The following is a 15,408-nucleotide window of genomic DNA, read 5'->3' on the forward strand; positions in this document are numbered from 1 at the left end:
GCGGGCACGTCCTCCGGTCGGGTGCCCGGATCAGCGCGGCCTGGGGCCGGGCAGCAGGGCCGCGGTGCGCTGCCAGCCGTTGCCCGGGGACTGCGGCCGGTCGAGGCCGCCCTGGGAGTACCCGGGGGACTGCAGGGGACGCATGGCCTGCTCCAGTTCCCTGCTCACTCGTTCGGCTTCGCTGCGGACCTGTGCGGGCACATCACCGCGCTCCGTGACAAGTCGGTCGTAGATGGGGGATTCCTTGAACACCCGGCAACGTGCCTCTCTGTCTCGTCGGCCCCGGGGCGGGGACGCGACTGACGAGTGTAAGCGCCCGGACATCATTCAGGGGGAATTCACCCATACGGCTTGACGCAGACCTGCACACGAAGGACAGCCGCCGCGTCCCGGGGCGGGGCGCACGCGCACCGGCACCGGCTTCGGTCAGGCGCCCGTGGTCGAACCGGGACGGACGATCATGAGGACCGTGACGGTCGCCCACAGCAGGTTGAACACGCCGGTGAACATGGCCAGTCGCACTGTCTTTTGCCGGTCGACGGACCGGTGCCGGACCAGCTGCTCGACGAGTTCGTCCTGGCGGGGCAGTACGAACCCGATCAGGACGGCCGCGGCCGCCGCCGTCAGGCCGATGGAGGTGACGAGCCAGCCGTCACCCAGGACGCCCATGGCGAGCGCCGTGGCCAGCCCCAGCACGGGCACCACGATGCCGACGCGGGCGTAGACCCCGCAGATGCGGTGCAGCACCTCGACGGTGGTCCCCGCCGTCGCGACGGGCCCGTCGCCCCCGGCGGGGACGGCACGGCGCGCGGCCGGCGGGAACATGCTCGCCGCGACGGTCACGGGGCCGACGGCAAGGATGGCGGCAAGGACGTGGAGGGACAGCAGGAACTTGGTCACCGGGGCTCTTTCCTTGGCGTGATCAGCGGCGAGGGCTCACGCTAAGGGTCTTCCGGACCTCCCCCCAGGGGCTGGATCGACAGCTTCCGACGGGTTCCCGCCAACCTCGGCCATCCGCTCTCCCTCGGGCCGCCGTACCGCAGTGCCTCCGCCACCCCGGTTTTCACGAGTGGCGGGAATCCGATTACCGTGGCGTTCATGCACTCCGTGGCGATTCTGCTGCTCGACAAGGTCATCCCCTTCGACATGGCCGCCCCCATGCAGACCTTCGACTGGACGCTGCTGCCCGACGGCCGGCCCGCCTACCGGGTGCGGCCGTGTGCCGAGACGCCCGAGGTGGCCGCGGACGGCGGGCTGATCCTGCGCGTCGACCGCGGGCTGGAGGCGCTGGCGGACGCCGACACGATCATCGTCCCGGGCCGCGCCGAGGGCGCCGCTCCGCCCTCCCCCGCCGTCGTCGCGGCGCTGCGCCGGGCGGCCGGGGCGGGCACGCGGATCGCGTCGGTGTGCGTGGGCGCGTTCGTGCTGGCGGAGGCGGGGCTGCTGGACGGGCTGCGCGCCACCACGCACTGGGCGGCCGCGGACCAGCTGGCCCGCGCCTTTCCGCACGTCGAGGTAGAACCTGACGTGCTCTACGCCGACAACGGGCAGATCCTCACCTCGGCCGGTGCGGCAGCCGCGCTGGACATGTGTCTTCACATGATCCGTCGGGACCTCGGCTCGGCCGTGGCCGCGAACGCGGCCCGGATGTCCGTCATGCCGCTGGAACGGGAGGGCGGGCAGGCCCAGTTCATCGTGCACAAACAGCCGCCCGTGCCCCGCGGGTCAGCTTTCGAATCCCTGTTCGAATGGCTCGAGGACAACCTGGCCCACGAGGTCACCCTCGGGACAATGGCCGCGCGTGCCGGGATGAGCGAGCGCACCTTCGGCCGCCGTTTCCGCGAGCAGACGGGCACCACACCGGTGCAGTGGCTGTTGCGGACTCGGGTGCGACGCGCCCAGTACCTGCTGGAGAACAGCGACTACACGGTCGAGCGCATCGCCCAGCAGTCCGGGTTCGGCTCGCCCACGGCGTTCCGCGAGCGGTTCCGCAAAGTGGTGGGCACTACACCCCACGCCTACCGGTCGGCGTTCCACGGGCGCCGGGCCGTCGCGGACACCGGCGGCTCGTAGCGGACCGTGTGACCGGCCGGTCACACGGTCAGGCAGCGGCCGTTCTCGCCGTCCGGGTCCGCGGTCCGGCCGTCGGCCACGGTCCGCTCCCGGGCGAGCAGCGCGTCCGCGTGGGTGACGGCCTCGCGGATACCGGGCGTTCCCGTCATCACGCAGAGCGTGTACGTGACATCCTCCAGCTCACGCGACGCGACGGGCGAGGGCCGCTCCGCCTGCGCGATCTGCAGCGTCGCGTAACGCGTCAACAGTTGCCTCAGGGTCTTCGGATCCGGTACCAGCACGAAGGCGCCTCTCTCTGGGTGTGTGGCTGCGCCTACCCGCACCGCGTGCAAACATTCCGTCAGGCCGCCTGCCCACTGTGCAGCGCGGTGTACGCCCCTCCCCGGCGCACCAGTTCGTCGTGGGTGCCGATCTCCTGGATCCGGCCGTCCGCCATCACCACGATCCGGTCAGCACCCCACGACATTTCGGCCGGCGCCGGTACTCCAGTCGCACTTCGTGATGTGACGAGGTGCCTGGTCGGTTGGGGGCGCCGGGGCGTGGGCGAGGCCACCTGTTGATCATGGTGTTGTGACGCAACATGAAGATCAGGCGGCCTCTGCCGCCAGCATGGATGCGCTGCTGTTCCAGGAGAAGTTCGACGAGCTCTCCGCCGGGTTGGCCCCGCTGTCCGCCCGCCGCGAGCCGCGGGCCCACGCCGCGGACTACCTGCGCGGCCTGCTGGCCGGCCTGCCGCGCAAGAAGGCCCTGTTCTCGTATGGCTTCGGCGAACGGACATGTAGCGCTGCGTGACCGGTGTAGTCGTCGTTTCCCCTCGTTGGGCGTCTCATTGAGCTGAACGAGTGATCTCGGGTGGAGTAGAGGAGCACGGGTGCGGCAGGACTGGGAACCGGAGGACCTGATCGAGGTCTGGACGCTGCTCGAAGACGACATGAAGAAGGTGCGGAACAAGTCCGGGACGACCAGGCTCGGGTTCGCGCTGTTGCTGAAGTTCTTCGAGGTGGAGGCCCGGTTCCCGGAGTCGGCCAAGGAGGTGCCGGCCGCCGCAGTGGAGTACGTGGCCCAGCAGGTGAAGGTACCTGCGGAGGCGTGGATGGACTACGGCTGGCAGAGCAAGGCGATCCAGCGACACCGGGGGCGATTCAGGATCATCTCCCCGGCGCTGATGAACGTGGCCTTGCACGGGATGGAAGAGGCTGCCGGAGTCCGCTGCCGGCTCACCGGCCCACGGGCTGGTGAACCGGCAGTCGGCTCGCCGACTCTGATCAGGTACGCCGACGACCTGGTGGTTCTCTGTCACAGCCATGACGAGGCCCAGCAGGTCAAGGAACGGCTCGCCCGGTGGCTCGAGCCCCGAGGTCTGGCGTTCAACGAGGACAAGACGCGCATCGCGCACCTCGATGAGGGCTGTGACTTTCTGGGCTTCACCGTCCGCCGCTACCACGGCATGCTGCTGATCAAGCCGAGCAAGGCATCCGTGCGACGGATCCGGGCACGGCGCACCGCCGAAGTGCTGGCCCTTCGGGGACAGAACGCGGCGGCGGGGAGCGCCAGGCTCAACCCGATCATCCGGGGGTGGGCTGCCTACTTTCGGGGAGTGGTCTCCAGCGGGGTGTTCACCTCGCTGGACAACCACGTGTGGAGGCTGGTCTACAAGTGGGCCCGGCACACACACCCGAACAAGCCGAACGGCTGGGTGACCTCCCGGTACTTCGGCCGGTTCAACGAGTCCCGGCAGGACCGGCGGGTGTTCGGCGACCGCGAGGGCGGCCGCTGTCTCACCAGGTTCGCCTGGACCAGGGTCGTCGGACATCAACTCGTCATCAACCGGACGACCACGGGGTGGAGCGCTCTCCGCACGTTCCGTCTCCTGCCGCCCGACCGGACTTAAGCGACCCTTAAAAAGCACTTAAGCACTCGTGTGGCCCCCTCGAGAAATTCAGGAAACCGCTGTTCAGAGCGGAGTGAGGGACAAGTCGGACCCGTTGGCGGAAGTAGTTCCGGTCCGTACCATCAGGGCCACGCGCCGGCGCCGATGTACGACAGGAGAGCGCTCTCACCACATGAGTGAGGGAGCACTCGAGACCTCGGCCCCGCACCCGGCCGGCGCGTTACCAGCCGCCGCTCACCAGGAACGGCTCGTCAGGAACCGCTCGATCACTCCAGGAAATCCCCCACATGCCCCCCCGTCACCAGCGCTCCCTCGGCCGCCGGAAAGTTCTTTTCGCCCTCGGCGGGGCGGCCGTGGCTGTGCCCGCCGCCGCCGCGCTCGCCCCCCACGCCCTCGCGGAGGTCTCCCCGGACACGCAGCCCGCGGCGGCTGCCGCGGGCCCGCTCCCGCTGACGATCGTCAACAACAGCGGCTCCTTCGGCAACGCGAACGTGCACCTCTACATCGTGGGCAACCAGGACGGCCGTCAGGTCCGGGTCGCTCCGGACGGCAGCCTGGCCCCGGTCTCCCTGTCGGACAACGGTGCCGACGGCTTCACCGACTACGCGATCGGCCTGGCCGGCGGTGGCGAGACCCGGCTGTCCCTGCCGTACATGTCCGGCCGCATCTACGTGGCCCTCGGCCAGAAGCTCAAGTTCAAGGCCGTCGCGGACGGCAACGGCAACGCGGCGTTGCAGTACCCGGCAGGCTGGGTCACCTCGGACCCCAACTACGGCGTGTTGCACGACTGTGCGGAGTTCACCTATAACCCCGCCGGCATGTTCTGCAACACCACGATGGTCGACATGTTCAGCGTGCCGATGAACATCCGGCTCACCGGTTCCAAGGACCAGTCCGTCGGCGTGTTCCGGGACGGGGGCCGCGGTGCCGCGTTCGACGCGCTCAGGCAGGTGGAGGCGTTCTCCCGGCTCGTCGTGGACGACACCCGGATCATCGCGCCGGGACACGGCCTGGATGCGGGCCTGTTCGCCGCGGACTACCTCGCCCCGTACATCGACGAGGTGTGGAGCACCTACACCGGACGTGACCTCAAGGTGACCACGAACGCCGGTACCTTCACCGGCCGGGTGCGCGGCGACCGGTTCACCTTCGACGGGCCCGCCCAGGTCTCCTTCGCCAGGCCGTCCACCCGGGACGTCCTCTTCTGCGACGGGGCGCTCGCTGCCCCGAACGACGGCACGACCGGTCCGGTAGCCGCCGTGCTCGGTGCCGGCTTCAACCGTTCGACGCTGCTCAGCCACCCCGACCAGCCGACCACCGACGCCTCGGCCTTCTACCGGACCGAGCTCACCAACCACTACTCCAAGGCCGTGCACACGGCCACGGAGGACGGCAGGGCGTACGGCTTCGCCTTCGACGACGTCGCCGACTTCGCCTCGTACATCCAGGAGACGGCTCCCACGGGCATCCGCCTGACGCTGTCGCCCTTCTAGTCCGAGAGGCCGAAGCACTGAAGGACCGGAAGACGGGCGGCGCCCTGCCTGGCGTCTGCGGTGGCCCGAACGGCGTGCGCCGCCGACGCGGGCAGGTTTTCCGCGGGCCGGGGAAGGTACCCCTGCACATGAGGAGCGGCCCCTTCGAGGCGGCGCCCCCCGTGTTCCGGATGCACAGCGGGCTCCCGCGTTGAATGGTGATACCGGACCCGAGGACCGCACCGGGGCCGCCACGTCCATCCGGACCCGAGGAGTCAGAGATGTCGACGTCCCAGCCCGAGGAGTCCCGGCCGCCCGAGGACCGCACCACCCCGGACGGCCTGCTCCACGCCCGAACCGGTACCGATGTGTCGCCGGAGGACCTCGTCCTTGCCTCCGGCAAGGATCTCACCCCGCACAATCTCGAATGGGCCAGGCGCAAGCTTGAGGAGGAAGGGCCCGCCGCGCTGGACAAGATCCTCCCCTGACCCCGGGCCGGTCCTTCCTCGTCCGTCACCCCGGCCCGTCCGTCACCCCGGCCCGTCCGTGGCCGCGGCCCCTGGGGCGGCCTGCCCCGGCGTCGGCGCGATCCTGACCTGGAGGTCGCCGACCGTGTGCGCGGGCCAGTCGCGGACATGGCCGGGCGGGGTTCTGCCGGGGGCGGTGGGCGCGGCGACGGGCACGCGGTTCGCGGCGCTCAGGATCTCCGCCACCGTGATGTTCTCGTTGTTCCCGCCCGTCCCGCCGGAGGAGCAGCCGGTGGAGCAGCCGGTGGAGCAGCCGGTGGAGCAGCCGGTGGAGCAGGCCACCGGGATGGCTTCGTGGCCGGTGATCAGGCAGGGCGGGCGGACGCCGAGCCGGTGCAGTTCCCCGGCGGTGCGGGCCCCGTCCCGGCGGCTGTCGGTGTTGCGGTCCACGGTGTGCACCAGGACGGTCAGATGCCCGGCCAGCGCGAGCGCGACCAGTGACGTCACGACCGACCGCCATGCCCCGGCCGATGTTCTGACCAGATGCCACAGCACGTCGGCGACGGGGATCTCGAGCAGGGCGTAGGCGGTCTGGAGGAAACGGGGCGCCGCATACCCGATCATGAAGAGATACGGGAGGGCGGCTGTGGCGGCGCAGGCCGGCGGCAGCGCGGTGCGCAGAGCGCGCCGGGCCCGTACGGCGACGACCGGCGCGAGAACGGCCGGGAGCGGCAGGGCGAACCACCAGAGGGCGATCACCGGAGGGGGCATCGCCCCGGTGCACGGACGGCACAGACCGCGCCCGCCCAGGCTGCGCAGTGGGTCGTCGCCGGCGAGGTGCAGGCCGAGCCCGCCCTGGACACGGGAGGCCTCGGCCAGCCGCTTCCCCGGGCCGCCGTACCAGGCGCAGGCCTCGGCCAGCCACTCGGCCGCGCCCGCCCCGAGACCCGCCGCGAGTGCGAGCAGCAGGCGGACGTGCCGGCCGGCCAGGGCGAGGACCAGCAGCGGAACCGTCACCCATACGGCGTCGGTGGGCCGCATCAGTGCCATCAGCGCGGCCCCCGCCACGATGCCCCGGAGCGCTCCGCGCGCGTACCGGTCGGCATGGGGGCGCAGGAAGCAGCCGACGGTGATCAGGGCGCCGAGTGCGACCCACTGGTTGGGCATGGCCTGGGGGCCGTAGAAGAGGGTCACCCACAAGGATGGGAAGAAGGCGGCGCCTGTGACCAGGACCCGGGTGGGGAACAGGCCGTGCCAGGCACGCAGCGCCAGGTACAGGCCCAGGCCGGACAGGACGGCGAGGTAGACGCGCAGCAGTGCGGTGGACTCCGACCAGGAGGCGACGGGTGCCACCAGGAGGGGGACGCCCCGGGAGCCCGGGGCGCTGAAGAAGGCGGCCGGATGGTGGGAGGTGACCTGGCTGACGTAGACGATCTTGTCCCAGCCGAGTCCCAGCGCGGGGCGGACGAGGGCGAGTTGGGCGACGGTGAAGACGGCGGCCAGGACCGCGAGCGGTGCGGTGCCGCTCGTGGCACGAAATGCGCGCGGCGAGGACGTACGAATGTGCGCGTCGCCGTCCTCCGGTGAGAAGGCCGCTCTTGCCGTCGGCCATCGTCCGCCCCTCGTCCCGCGCGCCGTCGATCCAGCCGATCATCTGCGTGCAAGCAGGAACGAATTAACCCGTAGGGCGCGCCGAGGCAGGCGGGGCGGCGGATGCGGTCACCGCTCTGCGGGGTCCTTCGGCCCTCCGGGTTCTCCGGTGAGCTCGGCGAGGTCCGTCACGACCCGGTCGGCGCCATGGGCGTAGAGCGCGTCCGGCCGGCCGACGCGGTCCACACCGACGACGTATCCGAAGCGACCGGCGCGGCCCGCGTCCATGCCGGCCAGCGCGTCCTCGAACACGGCGGCCCGGCCGGGCGGGACGCCGAGGTCCCGGGCGGCGGCGAGGAAGGTCTCGGGGCGCGGCTTGCCGGGGAGGCCGCGCTCGGCGGCGACCACACCGTCCACGCGGGTGTCGAAGAGACACTCGGCGTCGATGGCGTGCAGCACGTCCCGGCAGTTGGCGCTGGCGGAGACGACGGCAGTGCGCAGGCCGTCGGCACGGGCCGCCCGGATGTAGCGCAGAGTGCCGTCGTAGGCCTCCACTCCGCCGGCGCGGATCCGTTCCAGGAACAGCTCGTTCTTGCGGCGGGCGAGCCCGTGCACGGTCGTGGCCCCGGGTGGGTCGTCCGGCGCGCCCTCGGGCAGGTCAACGCCGCGGGAGGCGAGGAAGGCGCGTACGCCGTCGGACCGCGGGCGGCCGTCGACGTACTCGGCGTAGTCGGCGTCGGTGAACGGCCGGAAGTCCGTGCCGTCCCGCTCGCGGAGGAAGGCGTCGAGCGCCTGCCTCCAGGCCGCCGCGTGAACGGCGGCGGTCCTGGTGATGACACCGTCGAGGTCGAAGAGGCAGGCCAGGATGTTCTCGGGCAGACCCAGATCCGTCATACGGGACATGGTCCCCCGTCCCGGTGGACCGTACCCGGCGACGGGCAGGCAGCGGGCGGGGCGGGCAGGGGTGGCACACTCTGCCGTATGGCGCCGACCTTCGACGATCTCCTCCACCGGGCCCGATCCCTCGGCCGGGACGGCCGGCGCGCGGTACTCGGCATCGCGGGCAGCCCCGGGGCCGGGAAGTCCACGCTCGCCGGGGAGTTGGTGCGGGCGCTGAACGGCACCGGGGAGCGGTGGGTCGCGCACGTCCCGATGGACGGCTTCCATCTCGCCGACGTCGAACTGGACCGGCTCGGCCGCCGGGACCGCAAGGGTGCCCCGGACACCTTCGACGCGGCCGGGTACGCGGCCCTGCTGGGGCGGCTGCGCGGGGAGACGTACGGGGACGTCGTGTACGCGCCCGGTTTCGAACGGGGGCTGGAGCAGCCGCTCGCGGGGGCCGTTGCGGTACCGCCGACGGCCCGGCTGGTGGTGACGGAGGGGAACTATCTGCTGCTGGAAACCGGTGCGTGGGCGCGGGTGCGGGCGCAGCTCGACGAGGTGTGGTTCTGCGAGCTGGGCGAAGAGGAGCGGGTCCGGCGGCTGGTGGCCCGGCACGTGGAGTTCGGCAAGTCCCAGGACGAAGCGGTGGCCTGGGTCGCGCGCTCGGACGGGCCCAACGGCGAGCTGGTGGTGCGGACCCGGCACCGCGCGGACCTCGTGGTTCCGGCGTCGGCGGTGCCGTGTGTGCGCCGTTGACGAGCTAGATTGAACCGTCGTGGGAGACGAAGGAGGCGCCCCGGTGCCATCGCCGCAGCAGGCACGCGCCCAGGCATCCGCGATCACCTCGGGGAAGGCGGACCAGGACACGGAGGTGTCCCCGACGTCCCAGCTCCGCACGCTGTTCGACCGTCCCCGGCTCTCCCCCGGGCAACGGCGCATCGCCCAGTATCTGATCGAGCACCTCACGGAGGCCGCGTTCCTGTCGATCACGGACCTCGCCGAGCGCGTCGGGGTGAGCCAGCCCTCGGTGACCCGGTTCGCCTCGGTGGTCGGCTTCAGCGGCTACCCCGCACTGCGGGAGAAGCTCCAGGCGATCGCCCTCGGCACGCTCCCCGGCGGGCTGGCGGAGGAGAACCGGGGCAACGAACTGCAGGCGGCGGTGGACGCCGAGATCGAGAATCTCGAGAACCTGCGGCGGGACTTCGCCGATCCCGACCGGGTCATCGAGATCGGCCGCATGCTGGCGGCGTCCGTGCCGCTGACCGTCCTCGGGCTGCGCATCTCCGGGTCCCTCGCCGAGCACTTCGGCTACGCCGCCCGCCGTATCCACCCGGACGTCCGTCTGGTGACCCGGGGCGGCAGCGTCGCCTACGACGCACTGCTGCAGTCACGGGAGGCCGGCGGCTCGTGGGTGCTGGCGTTCTCCATGCCGCGGCACGCCCAGGAGACCCTGACGGCGGTGCGGGTGGCCCGGGACGCCGGGCTGAAGGTCGCGCTGATCACCGACCTGACGCTGGGCCCTCTCGCGGACGAGGCCGACGTCGCCTTCGCGACCGGCACCGGGTCACGTCTGGTGTTCGACTCGTACGCCACTGCGGGCGTGATGTGTGCGGCGCTGCTCCAGGCCATGACGGACGCGGACCCGGAGCGGACGCAGGCACGGCTCGACGCATACGAGCAGGTCGCCGACCAGCGTCAGTTCTTCCTCCGGGACTGACGGCGCCGGCGAGTAGACCCTCGACTCTGCTGCTCGATTCGAGGGGGGGCACGCACCGCGTCCGGGAGGGGCCGGCCGGGGCCGGACCGCCTCCTCGCGAGGCCCGTTCCCTGCGCCCCGTCGGCAGGCCGGCGTCACTCTTCGCAATGGAGCAACAGAGTCGACCTGGACTCTGCTGCGCCATTCGGCGAGCGATCACGTGCCATGCTTTCAGGGCTCGGCCGCGCCCGGCCTGCCTGCATCTGCGACGCGCTCTGAAGGCCGTATCGGCACGGCGTCATCACGCCGGGTAATTGCGCAGCAGAGTCACCCTCCACTTCAAAGCGAGCATGAATGTTTTCATACGCCTTGAAAACCGGATGGCATATATAAATACTGCTGGCGGATCACGACATGTCCTGCGCGAACGCCCAAGACCGTCGGATCGCCCCCTGGACCGGGGCAGCCCCACCCGTCGCCCACCCCAGCGACGCCGCACACCCGGAAGCGATGATCATGACCGTGACGTCCACGCGCCTCAGTCCGGACTGGCCCTGCCAGGTCAAGGCACCCGGCAGCTACGACTGGGAGCGCTCGGCGGCCAGGTGGCTGCGCGAGCTGGTGCCGGCGCGCTACGCGAGCTACCCCGCGTTCATCCGGCACCCCGTCCTGCTGGCGCGGCACGCCCAGATCCAGGTCGAGCACGAGATCCGGGTGGCGCGCACCGCCCTGCAGACGGCACGGGCCGACCTGCCCCGGCTGGGCCTGCACGAAGGGGTCATCGAGCACACGATCAAGCTGTACGCGGCCGAGGTCATGCAGTTGCAGCACATCGCCCGCAGCGTGCGCGCGGTCACCCGGGCGCTGGTGGAATCGGGCCGCTGACCGGGACGGCGGGCAGCCGCTCGGGCGTCATCCCGTACGGGACTCCAGCGCGCGGCGGGTGTCGTCGCCGTAGACGCCGGTCTCGTCGCCCTGGACGCCGTACCAGAGCTGGAACCGGGCGACGGCCGCCGACAGGGTGGCGTCGTAGCGGCCGTTGGCGGCGCCGTCGCGGTAGACGTCCGGAATGCGCAGGAGCCGTTCCTGAAGTTCGGTCACCTCAGGGCCCGAGTCACCCTCGCTGAGGAACCCGGGGGTGGCCGGAGCCCGCACGGGCGGCGTGGTGGGAGCGGTCGCGGGCGGGCTCGCGGAGGGGCGGGGGCCGGGCGTGGCACGGTCGTCGGAGTTCTGCCCCAGAAGCAGGACCGCTCCGCCGAAGCCGAGTACCGCCGCCGCGGCCACGGCGATCGCCAGGGCGGCCCGCCGCGTCGCGGGGCTGTGTGTGGAGGCGTGCGGGGGCCGGCCGGGCGCGGCGCTGTCGTCCGAAGGGCCGCGGGGCGAACGGCGCCGGGGGGCCGTGCGGCCGGATGCGGGAGCGTGACGCGTGAAGCTCTCGTGCGCCGGGCCGGGCACGGCCGTCGGCGGCCGGGTGGGCGGTTCGGGGGCGAGCGACGGGAACTCCTGTGTCTCGTCCTCCGCACCGGTCGGGGGCCGGGACAGGGTGACGGACTCGTAGCCCTCGTGCTCCTCCCGTTCGAACTCCTTGAACAGTTCGGCGAGCGCGTCCGTGCGGCGGGGGCGCAGGACGCGGACGGGCTCGAGGGGTGGCGGGCCGTCGTGCGGCTGACCGGGGTCGGACGGCGTCGGCACGCTGCTCTCCTTCCGCTGCCCACGAGGGCGGGGCCGCCCACGGGAGGAGATACGCGCCGGGAGCGGCGGAGGTTCAACCGGCGGCACGCAGAAAACGGTGCAGGGAAGCCGTCATGGCGGACACGAAGGACTCCCGGGACGCCGCGTCCAGGACGTCGAGGGACAGGTACGGGTTCAGGTCCTCCAGCTCGACCAGCAGCAGTTCGCCGTCCGGGGCACGGCAGGCGTCGACCCGCTGGATGCCGTGGTCGAGGGTGTTCCAGCCGACGAAGCCCCGGGCGAACTCCAGGTCGCGCGGGGTGGCTTCGTACGACTCCAGCTGCCAGCGCCGGCCGGAGTCCGGGGCGTACAGGGCGCACTGGATGTCGTGGTCGACGAAGGAGAAGGAGACCTCGTACGCGAAGTCGACGTACGGCTGCACCAGCACGCTGCCGCCGACGAGCTCCCGCACCGCGTCCGCGGCGACGACACGCAGCCCCATCGAGTCGGCGCCGAGCCTGGGTTTGACCACGTACCGGTCCGCCGGGGGCAGCACGTGCAGGTCCTCCGCACGGCCGACGGTGGGGATCACCGGCCACCCGGCCGCGCTCAGTTCGAGCAGATACTGCTTGCCGGCCGTGTCGCCCCGGCCGGCAAGCGGGTTGTAGACCGGTTTCCCGGTCTCCGCGGCCCGCTCGCGGAAGGCGTCGTAGGCGTCCCCGGGTATGTCATGACCGGGCCGCTGTTGCGGACGATCACGGCGTCGAACCCGTCCGTCGGCGCGGCGGCGTCCCTCGGACGACAGAGCGTCAGGTCGAAGTCGGCGCGCAGTCGGGAGGCGAGCTGGACGTCCTCGTCGCCGTAGCGACGCCCGCGGGCCGGATACGCCGGATCGGTGACGTACAGGAGGCGGGGACGGGGGCGGACGGGCGCCATACAGGGCTCCTCGAGGGGACGACAGCGACCTGATCATACGAATGATCCATAGGTGCCGAAACGGCGCAGGAACACGGGTGACACAACCGAGGGGTACAGAGTGCCTTTACCGGTGGCACTGAGTGCCATACCCTGTCGCCGTGCACGGTGGCACAAGACACGCCGGGTGCATGCGTGCCGGGGCACCGTGCACGCGGGATGGCGACCGAGTGCAGGGAGTTGACCAGCGTGCACCACCACTCAGGAAGCGTGGCTCAGCAGACAGCCGGCGCCACGACGGGGCTGCTCGAACCCCGGGGCACGAACAGCGCGGAGGCTTTGGCCTTCCAGCGGTGCACCTGGTGCGGCACCGCGATGTACCACCGGCTGCTGTGCCCCGTCTGTCAGGGCAGCGACCTGCGCACCGAGCGCAGCGCGGGCGTCGGCACGGTCCGTCACTCCACGACACTGCACCGCAACACGCCGGCCGCCCGGAACGTGTCCTTGATCGAGATGGCCGAGGGCTTCGTCGTCCGCGGCAGGGTCATGGGCCCGCCGATCGGCATCCACAGCGGGGACCGGGTGCGGCTGTCCACGGCCAAGGACCCGGTGCGCGGCGAGCCGGTCTTCCAGCTCGTCGACGAGCCCTACCGTGCCTGGACCTGACCGTCCGCCCGGCATCCTTTGGACAGCGGGAGTCGGGCCGGCCGGAGTTCAGCCGTCGAGTGTGACGCGGATGCCGACGGTGCCGTCCCGGCCCCGGCGCAGCCGACTGCCGAGCAGCGCCAGCCGGCCCGACAGGCCGTACTTGCGGGCGATCAGCTCGCGGTAGCGGGCGGTGGTGGCCGCATCGCAGAGCGCCGCGGTGGCCGGGACCTGGTCACCGCTCGGACGGCCGCGCACGTCACAGGGGCCGACCAGGACATCGGCACGGGCCCGGATCCGCTTCACCTTCCAGGAGCCGGCGGCGGTCCAGACCCCGAGCGCGTCCCCGTCCCGCACCACCCACACCGGGGTGGCCACCGGCGTGCCGTTCCGCCGGTGGCTGGTGACCAGCAGATACTTTCCCGCTCCCAGCCGTTCGAGCAACGCGTTGTCCATACCCTGCAGTCTAGGCCAGCCGTCGCCTCCTGTGGTCGGTGCGCGGGCCGGTCGAGACCTCCCGGCACCGGGTCGCTCCGGCGGTGAACACGACGGGGTCCGCATCCGTATGGACTGAGGGCACTCGACTCAGGGGAGGCCCCGCGGTGTTTCGCACCGCGCTGCTCTGGTTCGGGAGTCATGCATGAGGCACGCACGACGACGGGTCGTTCGGCGAGTGACACGGCTGGCGGCCGTCGGCGGACTCCTCCTCGGAGCGACGATGGTGACTCGCGCCGTCGCGAGTGAACCCCCGGCGCCGGACCCGGTCCCGTACGCCGCGTCCGAGGAGGACACCGGACCCGGCTCCGCACTCGTGTCGCGGCTCGGTTCCTCCCGCACGGCGGGCAGCTGGCTCGGCGAGAACGGGCGGACGGTCGTCGCGGTCACCGACGAGAAGGCCGCGGCCGAGGTGCGGGAGGCCGGCGCGGACCCGAAGATGGTGCGCCACAGCATGCGCGACCTGAAGTCGGCCACTCGGACGCTGGGGTCGGCGCCACGCGTGCCGGGGACGGCCTGGGCCATGGACTACCGGTCGAACGAGGTGGTCGTACGCGGCGACAGCACGGTGTCCGCTGACGACTGGTCCGATCTGACCCAAGTGGCAGAAGGAGCAGGTGGTTTTGTCCGTATGGAACGCACCGAGGGCACCTTCACCACACGGATCAACGGGGCTGAGCCCATTCTGTCGACCGCCGGACGCTGTTCCGCGGGCTTCAACGTGACCGACGGCAAGCGTGAGTTCATCCTCACGGCCGGGCACTGCGGGCCGGACGGGTCGGTCTGGTTCGCCGACGACGGAGGCAGGAAGAAGGTCGGCACCACGGTCGGCGGCAGCTTCCCCGGTGACGACTACTCCCTGATCGAGTACGACGGCGGCCGGGCCGGCGAGGGTGCCGGCGTCGTCTCGGTCGGCAACGGCCAGGGTGTACGGATCACGGGTGTCGGCGACCCCACCGTCGGCCAGCGGGTGTTCCGCAGCGGCAGCACCAGTGGGCTGCGCGACGGCGAGGTGACGGCACTCAACGCGACGGTGAACTACCCGGAGGGCACGGTCGGCGGCCTCATCGAGACCAATGTGTGCGCCGAACCCGGTGACAGCGGCGGCCCGATGTTCTCCGAGGGCATCGCGCTCGGTGTGACGTCGGGCGGCAGCGGCGACTGCCGGCAGGCGAGCGGTACGACGTTCTTCCAGCCGGTCACGAAGGCACTGGCGCAGCTGAAGGTGGACCTCCTCGTGGCCCCGACTGGCGGGGGCGACGCGGACACGGCCGCCCCCGCTCCGTCGGGGGAGGGTGCGGCGGCTCCGGGCGCCGCGTCACCGGGTTCGTCGGCGGGGATCAGCGCGTCGACGCTGCTGCCCCGCCTGGCCGACCCGCGGAACGTGGGGCCCGGGATGCTGGTCATCGGGGGCAGCCTGATGGCTCTGGTGGCGACCCGCTGGATCCGGTCGGAGCAGGACCGCAAGGCGTACCAGCGGTACTACTCGGCGACATGGGGCTGAGCCGGTTGCCGGCCCGAACCTCGGTGAGGAGGCTCACACGTGACCCGGGCAGCTCCAGCCACGAGGACGGCGGACGCGCCCCGGCCAAGGTTGGGGCGGGCCGGGCG

General features: G+C 71.7%; 16 protein-coding genes and 3 pseudogenes. 10 read left to right on the forward strand and 9 right to left on the reverse strand.

The genetic code is table 11. The features are described from left to right. Window positions 1-30: 30 nt before the first annotated feature. A complete protein-coding gene (locus HUV60_RS01010) occupies window positions 31-252 on the reverse strand; it encodes a hypothetical protein (RefSeq protein WP_257852888.1) in 222 nt (73 codons plus the stop codon). Between the two features lie 174 nt (window positions 253-426). Then, entirely contained in the window at window positions 427-900 is a 474-nt protein-coding gene (locus HUV60_RS01015; RefSeq protein WP_257852886.1) for a hypothetical protein, read from the reverse strand. A 198-nt stretch (window positions 901-1,098) separates the two neighbouring features. On the opposite strand from HUV60_RS01015, the gene HUV60_RS01020 reads away from it, so the two are divergent. After that, window positions 1,099-2,073 (forward strand): GlxA family transcriptional regulator, encoded by a 975-nt coding sequence (locus HUV60_RS01020; protein WP_257852885.1) that lies wholly within the window; start codon window positions 1,099-1,101, stop codon window positions 2,071-2,073. 20 nt (window positions 2,074-2,093) lie between these two features. Here the strand turns inward: HUV60_RS01020 and HUV60_RS01025 are convergent, their stop codons facing one another. Beyond that, the gene (locus HUV60_RS01025; protein ID WP_257852883.1) at window positions 2,094-2,354 is read right to left on the reverse strand and encodes a DUF5133 domain-containing protein; all 261 of its coding nucleotides are present in this window, start codon (window positions 2,352-2,354) and stop codon (window positions 2,094-2,096) included. Window positions 2,355-2,413: 59 nt separating this feature from the next. Continuing rightward, window positions 2,414-2,530, reverse strand: a pseudogene (locus HUV60_RS01030) (ABC transporter ATP-binding protein); the annotation flags it as partial. 113 nt (window positions 2,531-2,643) lie between these two features. Here HUV60_RS01030 and HUV60_RS01035 point away from each other — a divergent pair. The 4 genes from HUV60_RS01035 to HUV60_RS01050 all read left to right on the forward strand — a co-directional run bounded on the left by HUV60_RS01035 (window position 2,644) and on the right by HUV60_RS01050 (window position 5,924). Then, a complete protein-coding gene (locus HUV60_RS01035) occupies window positions 2,644-2,865 on the forward strand; it encodes a hypothetical protein (RefSeq protein WP_257852882.1) in 222 nt (73 codons plus the stop codon). Window positions 2,866-2,944: 79 nt separating this feature from the next. Continuing rightward, the gene (locus tag HUV60_RS01040) at window positions 2,945-3,964 is read left to right on the forward strand and encodes a group II intron maturase-specific domain-containing protein (protein WP_257852881.1); all 1,020 of its coding nucleotides are present in this window, start codon (window positions 2,945-2,947) and stop codon (window positions 3,962-3,964) included. Window positions 3,965-4,251: 287 nt separating this feature from the next. Then, on the forward strand, window positions 4,252-5,457 hold the full coding sequence (locus HUV60_RS01045) for a glycoside hydrolase family 64 protein (RefSeq protein WP_257852879.1): 1,206 nt from the start codon (window positions 4,252-4,254) through the stop codon (window positions 5,455-5,457). 260 nt (window positions 5,458-5,717) lie between these two features. After that, on the forward strand, window positions 5,718-5,924 hold the full coding sequence (locus HUV60_RS01050) for a hypothetical protein (protein WP_257852878.1): 207 nt from the start codon (window positions 5,718-5,720) through the stop codon (window positions 5,922-5,924). A gap of 42 nt (window positions 5,925-5,966) precedes the next feature. Here the strand turns inward: HUV60_RS01050 and HUV60_RS01055 are convergent. Both HUV60_RS01055 and HUV60_RS01060 read right to left on the reverse strand, forming a co-directional pair. Beyond that, window positions 5,967-7,515, reverse strand: a pseudogene (locus tag HUV60_RS01055) (hypothetical protein). A gap of 107 nt (window positions 7,516-7,622) precedes the next feature. Further along, window positions 7,623-8,387, reverse strand: a complete 765-nt coding sequence (locus HUV60_RS01060) for an HAD family hydrolase (protein ID WP_257852876.1) — start codon at window positions 8,385-8,387, stop codon at window positions 7,623-7,625. Window positions 8,388-8,474: 87 nt separating this feature from the next. On the opposite strand from HUV60_RS01060, the gene HUV60_RS01065 reads away from it, so the two are divergent. The 3 genes from HUV60_RS01065 to HUV60_RS01075 all read left to right on the forward strand — a co-directional run bounded on the left by HUV60_RS01065 (window position 8,475) and on the right by HUV60_RS01075 (window position 10,956). Then, on the forward strand, window positions 8,475-9,131 hold the full coding sequence (locus HUV60_RS01065; RefSeq protein WP_257852875.1) for a nucleoside/nucleotide kinase family protein: 657 nt from the start codon (window positions 8,475-8,477) through the stop codon (window positions 9,129-9,131). Between the two features lie 43 nt (window positions 9,132-9,174). After that, complete coding sequence (locus HUV60_RS01070) at window positions 9,175-10,092, forward strand: MurR/RpiR family transcriptional regulator (protein ID WP_257852873.1); 918 nt, start codon at window positions 9,175-9,177, stop codon at window positions 10,090-10,092. A 489-nt stretch (window positions 10,093-10,581) separates the two neighbouring features. Next, window positions 10,582-10,956, forward strand: a complete 375-nt coding sequence (locus HUV60_RS01075; RefSeq protein WP_257853189.1) for a hypothetical protein — start codon at window positions 10,582-10,584, stop codon at window positions 10,954-10,956. 27 nt (window positions 10,957-10,983) lie between these two features. Here HUV60_RS01075 and HUV60_RS01080 read toward each other — a convergent pair whose 3' ends face one another. Together HUV60_RS01080 and HUV60_RS01085 are read right to left on the reverse strand one after the other, a co-directional pair. After that, window positions 10,984-11,763: a peptidoglycan-binding domain-containing protein gene (locus HUV60_RS01080; protein WP_257852872.1), complete on the reverse strand. Its 780-nt coding sequence runs from the start codon at window positions 11,761-11,763 to the stop codon at window positions 10,984-10,986. A gap of 73 nt (window positions 11,764-11,836) precedes the next feature. Further along, window positions 11,837-12,678, reverse strand: a pseudogene (locus tag HUV60_RS01085) (hypothetical protein). Between the two features lie 228 nt (window positions 12,679-12,906). Between HUV60_RS01085 and HUV60_RS01090 the strand changes: the two are divergent. After that, window positions 12,907-13,323 carry a Zn-ribbon domain-containing OB-fold protein gene (locus HUV60_RS01090; protein ID WP_257852871.1) on the forward strand — a complete coding sequence of 139 codons (417 nt, stop codon included), beginning with the start codon at window positions 12,907-12,909 and terminating at the stop codon, window positions 13,321-13,323. A gap of 48 nt (window positions 13,324-13,371) precedes the next feature. Here the strand turns inward: HUV60_RS01090 and HUV60_RS01095 are convergent, their stop codons facing one another. Beyond that, entirely contained in the window at window positions 13,372-13,758 is a 387-nt protein-coding gene (locus HUV60_RS01095) for a PPOX class F420-dependent oxidoreductase (RefSeq protein WP_257852870.1), read from the reverse strand. Window positions 13,759-13,942: 184 nt separating this feature from the next. On the opposite strand from HUV60_RS01095, the gene HUV60_RS01100 reads away from it, so the two are divergent. Further along, window positions 13,943-15,301 carry a S1 family peptidase gene (locus HUV60_RS01100; RefSeq protein WP_257852869.1) on the forward strand — a complete coding sequence of 453 codons (1,359 nt, stop codon included), beginning with the start codon at window positions 13,943-13,945 and terminating at the stop codon, window positions 15,299-15,301. Window positions 15,302-15,408 lie beyond the last annotated feature (107 nt).

It is taken from the genome of Streptomyces sp. KMM 9044 (assembly GCF_024701375.2).
Classification (GTDB): domain Bacteria; phylum Actinomycetota; class Actinomycetes; order Streptomycetales; family Streptomycetaceae; genus Streptomyces.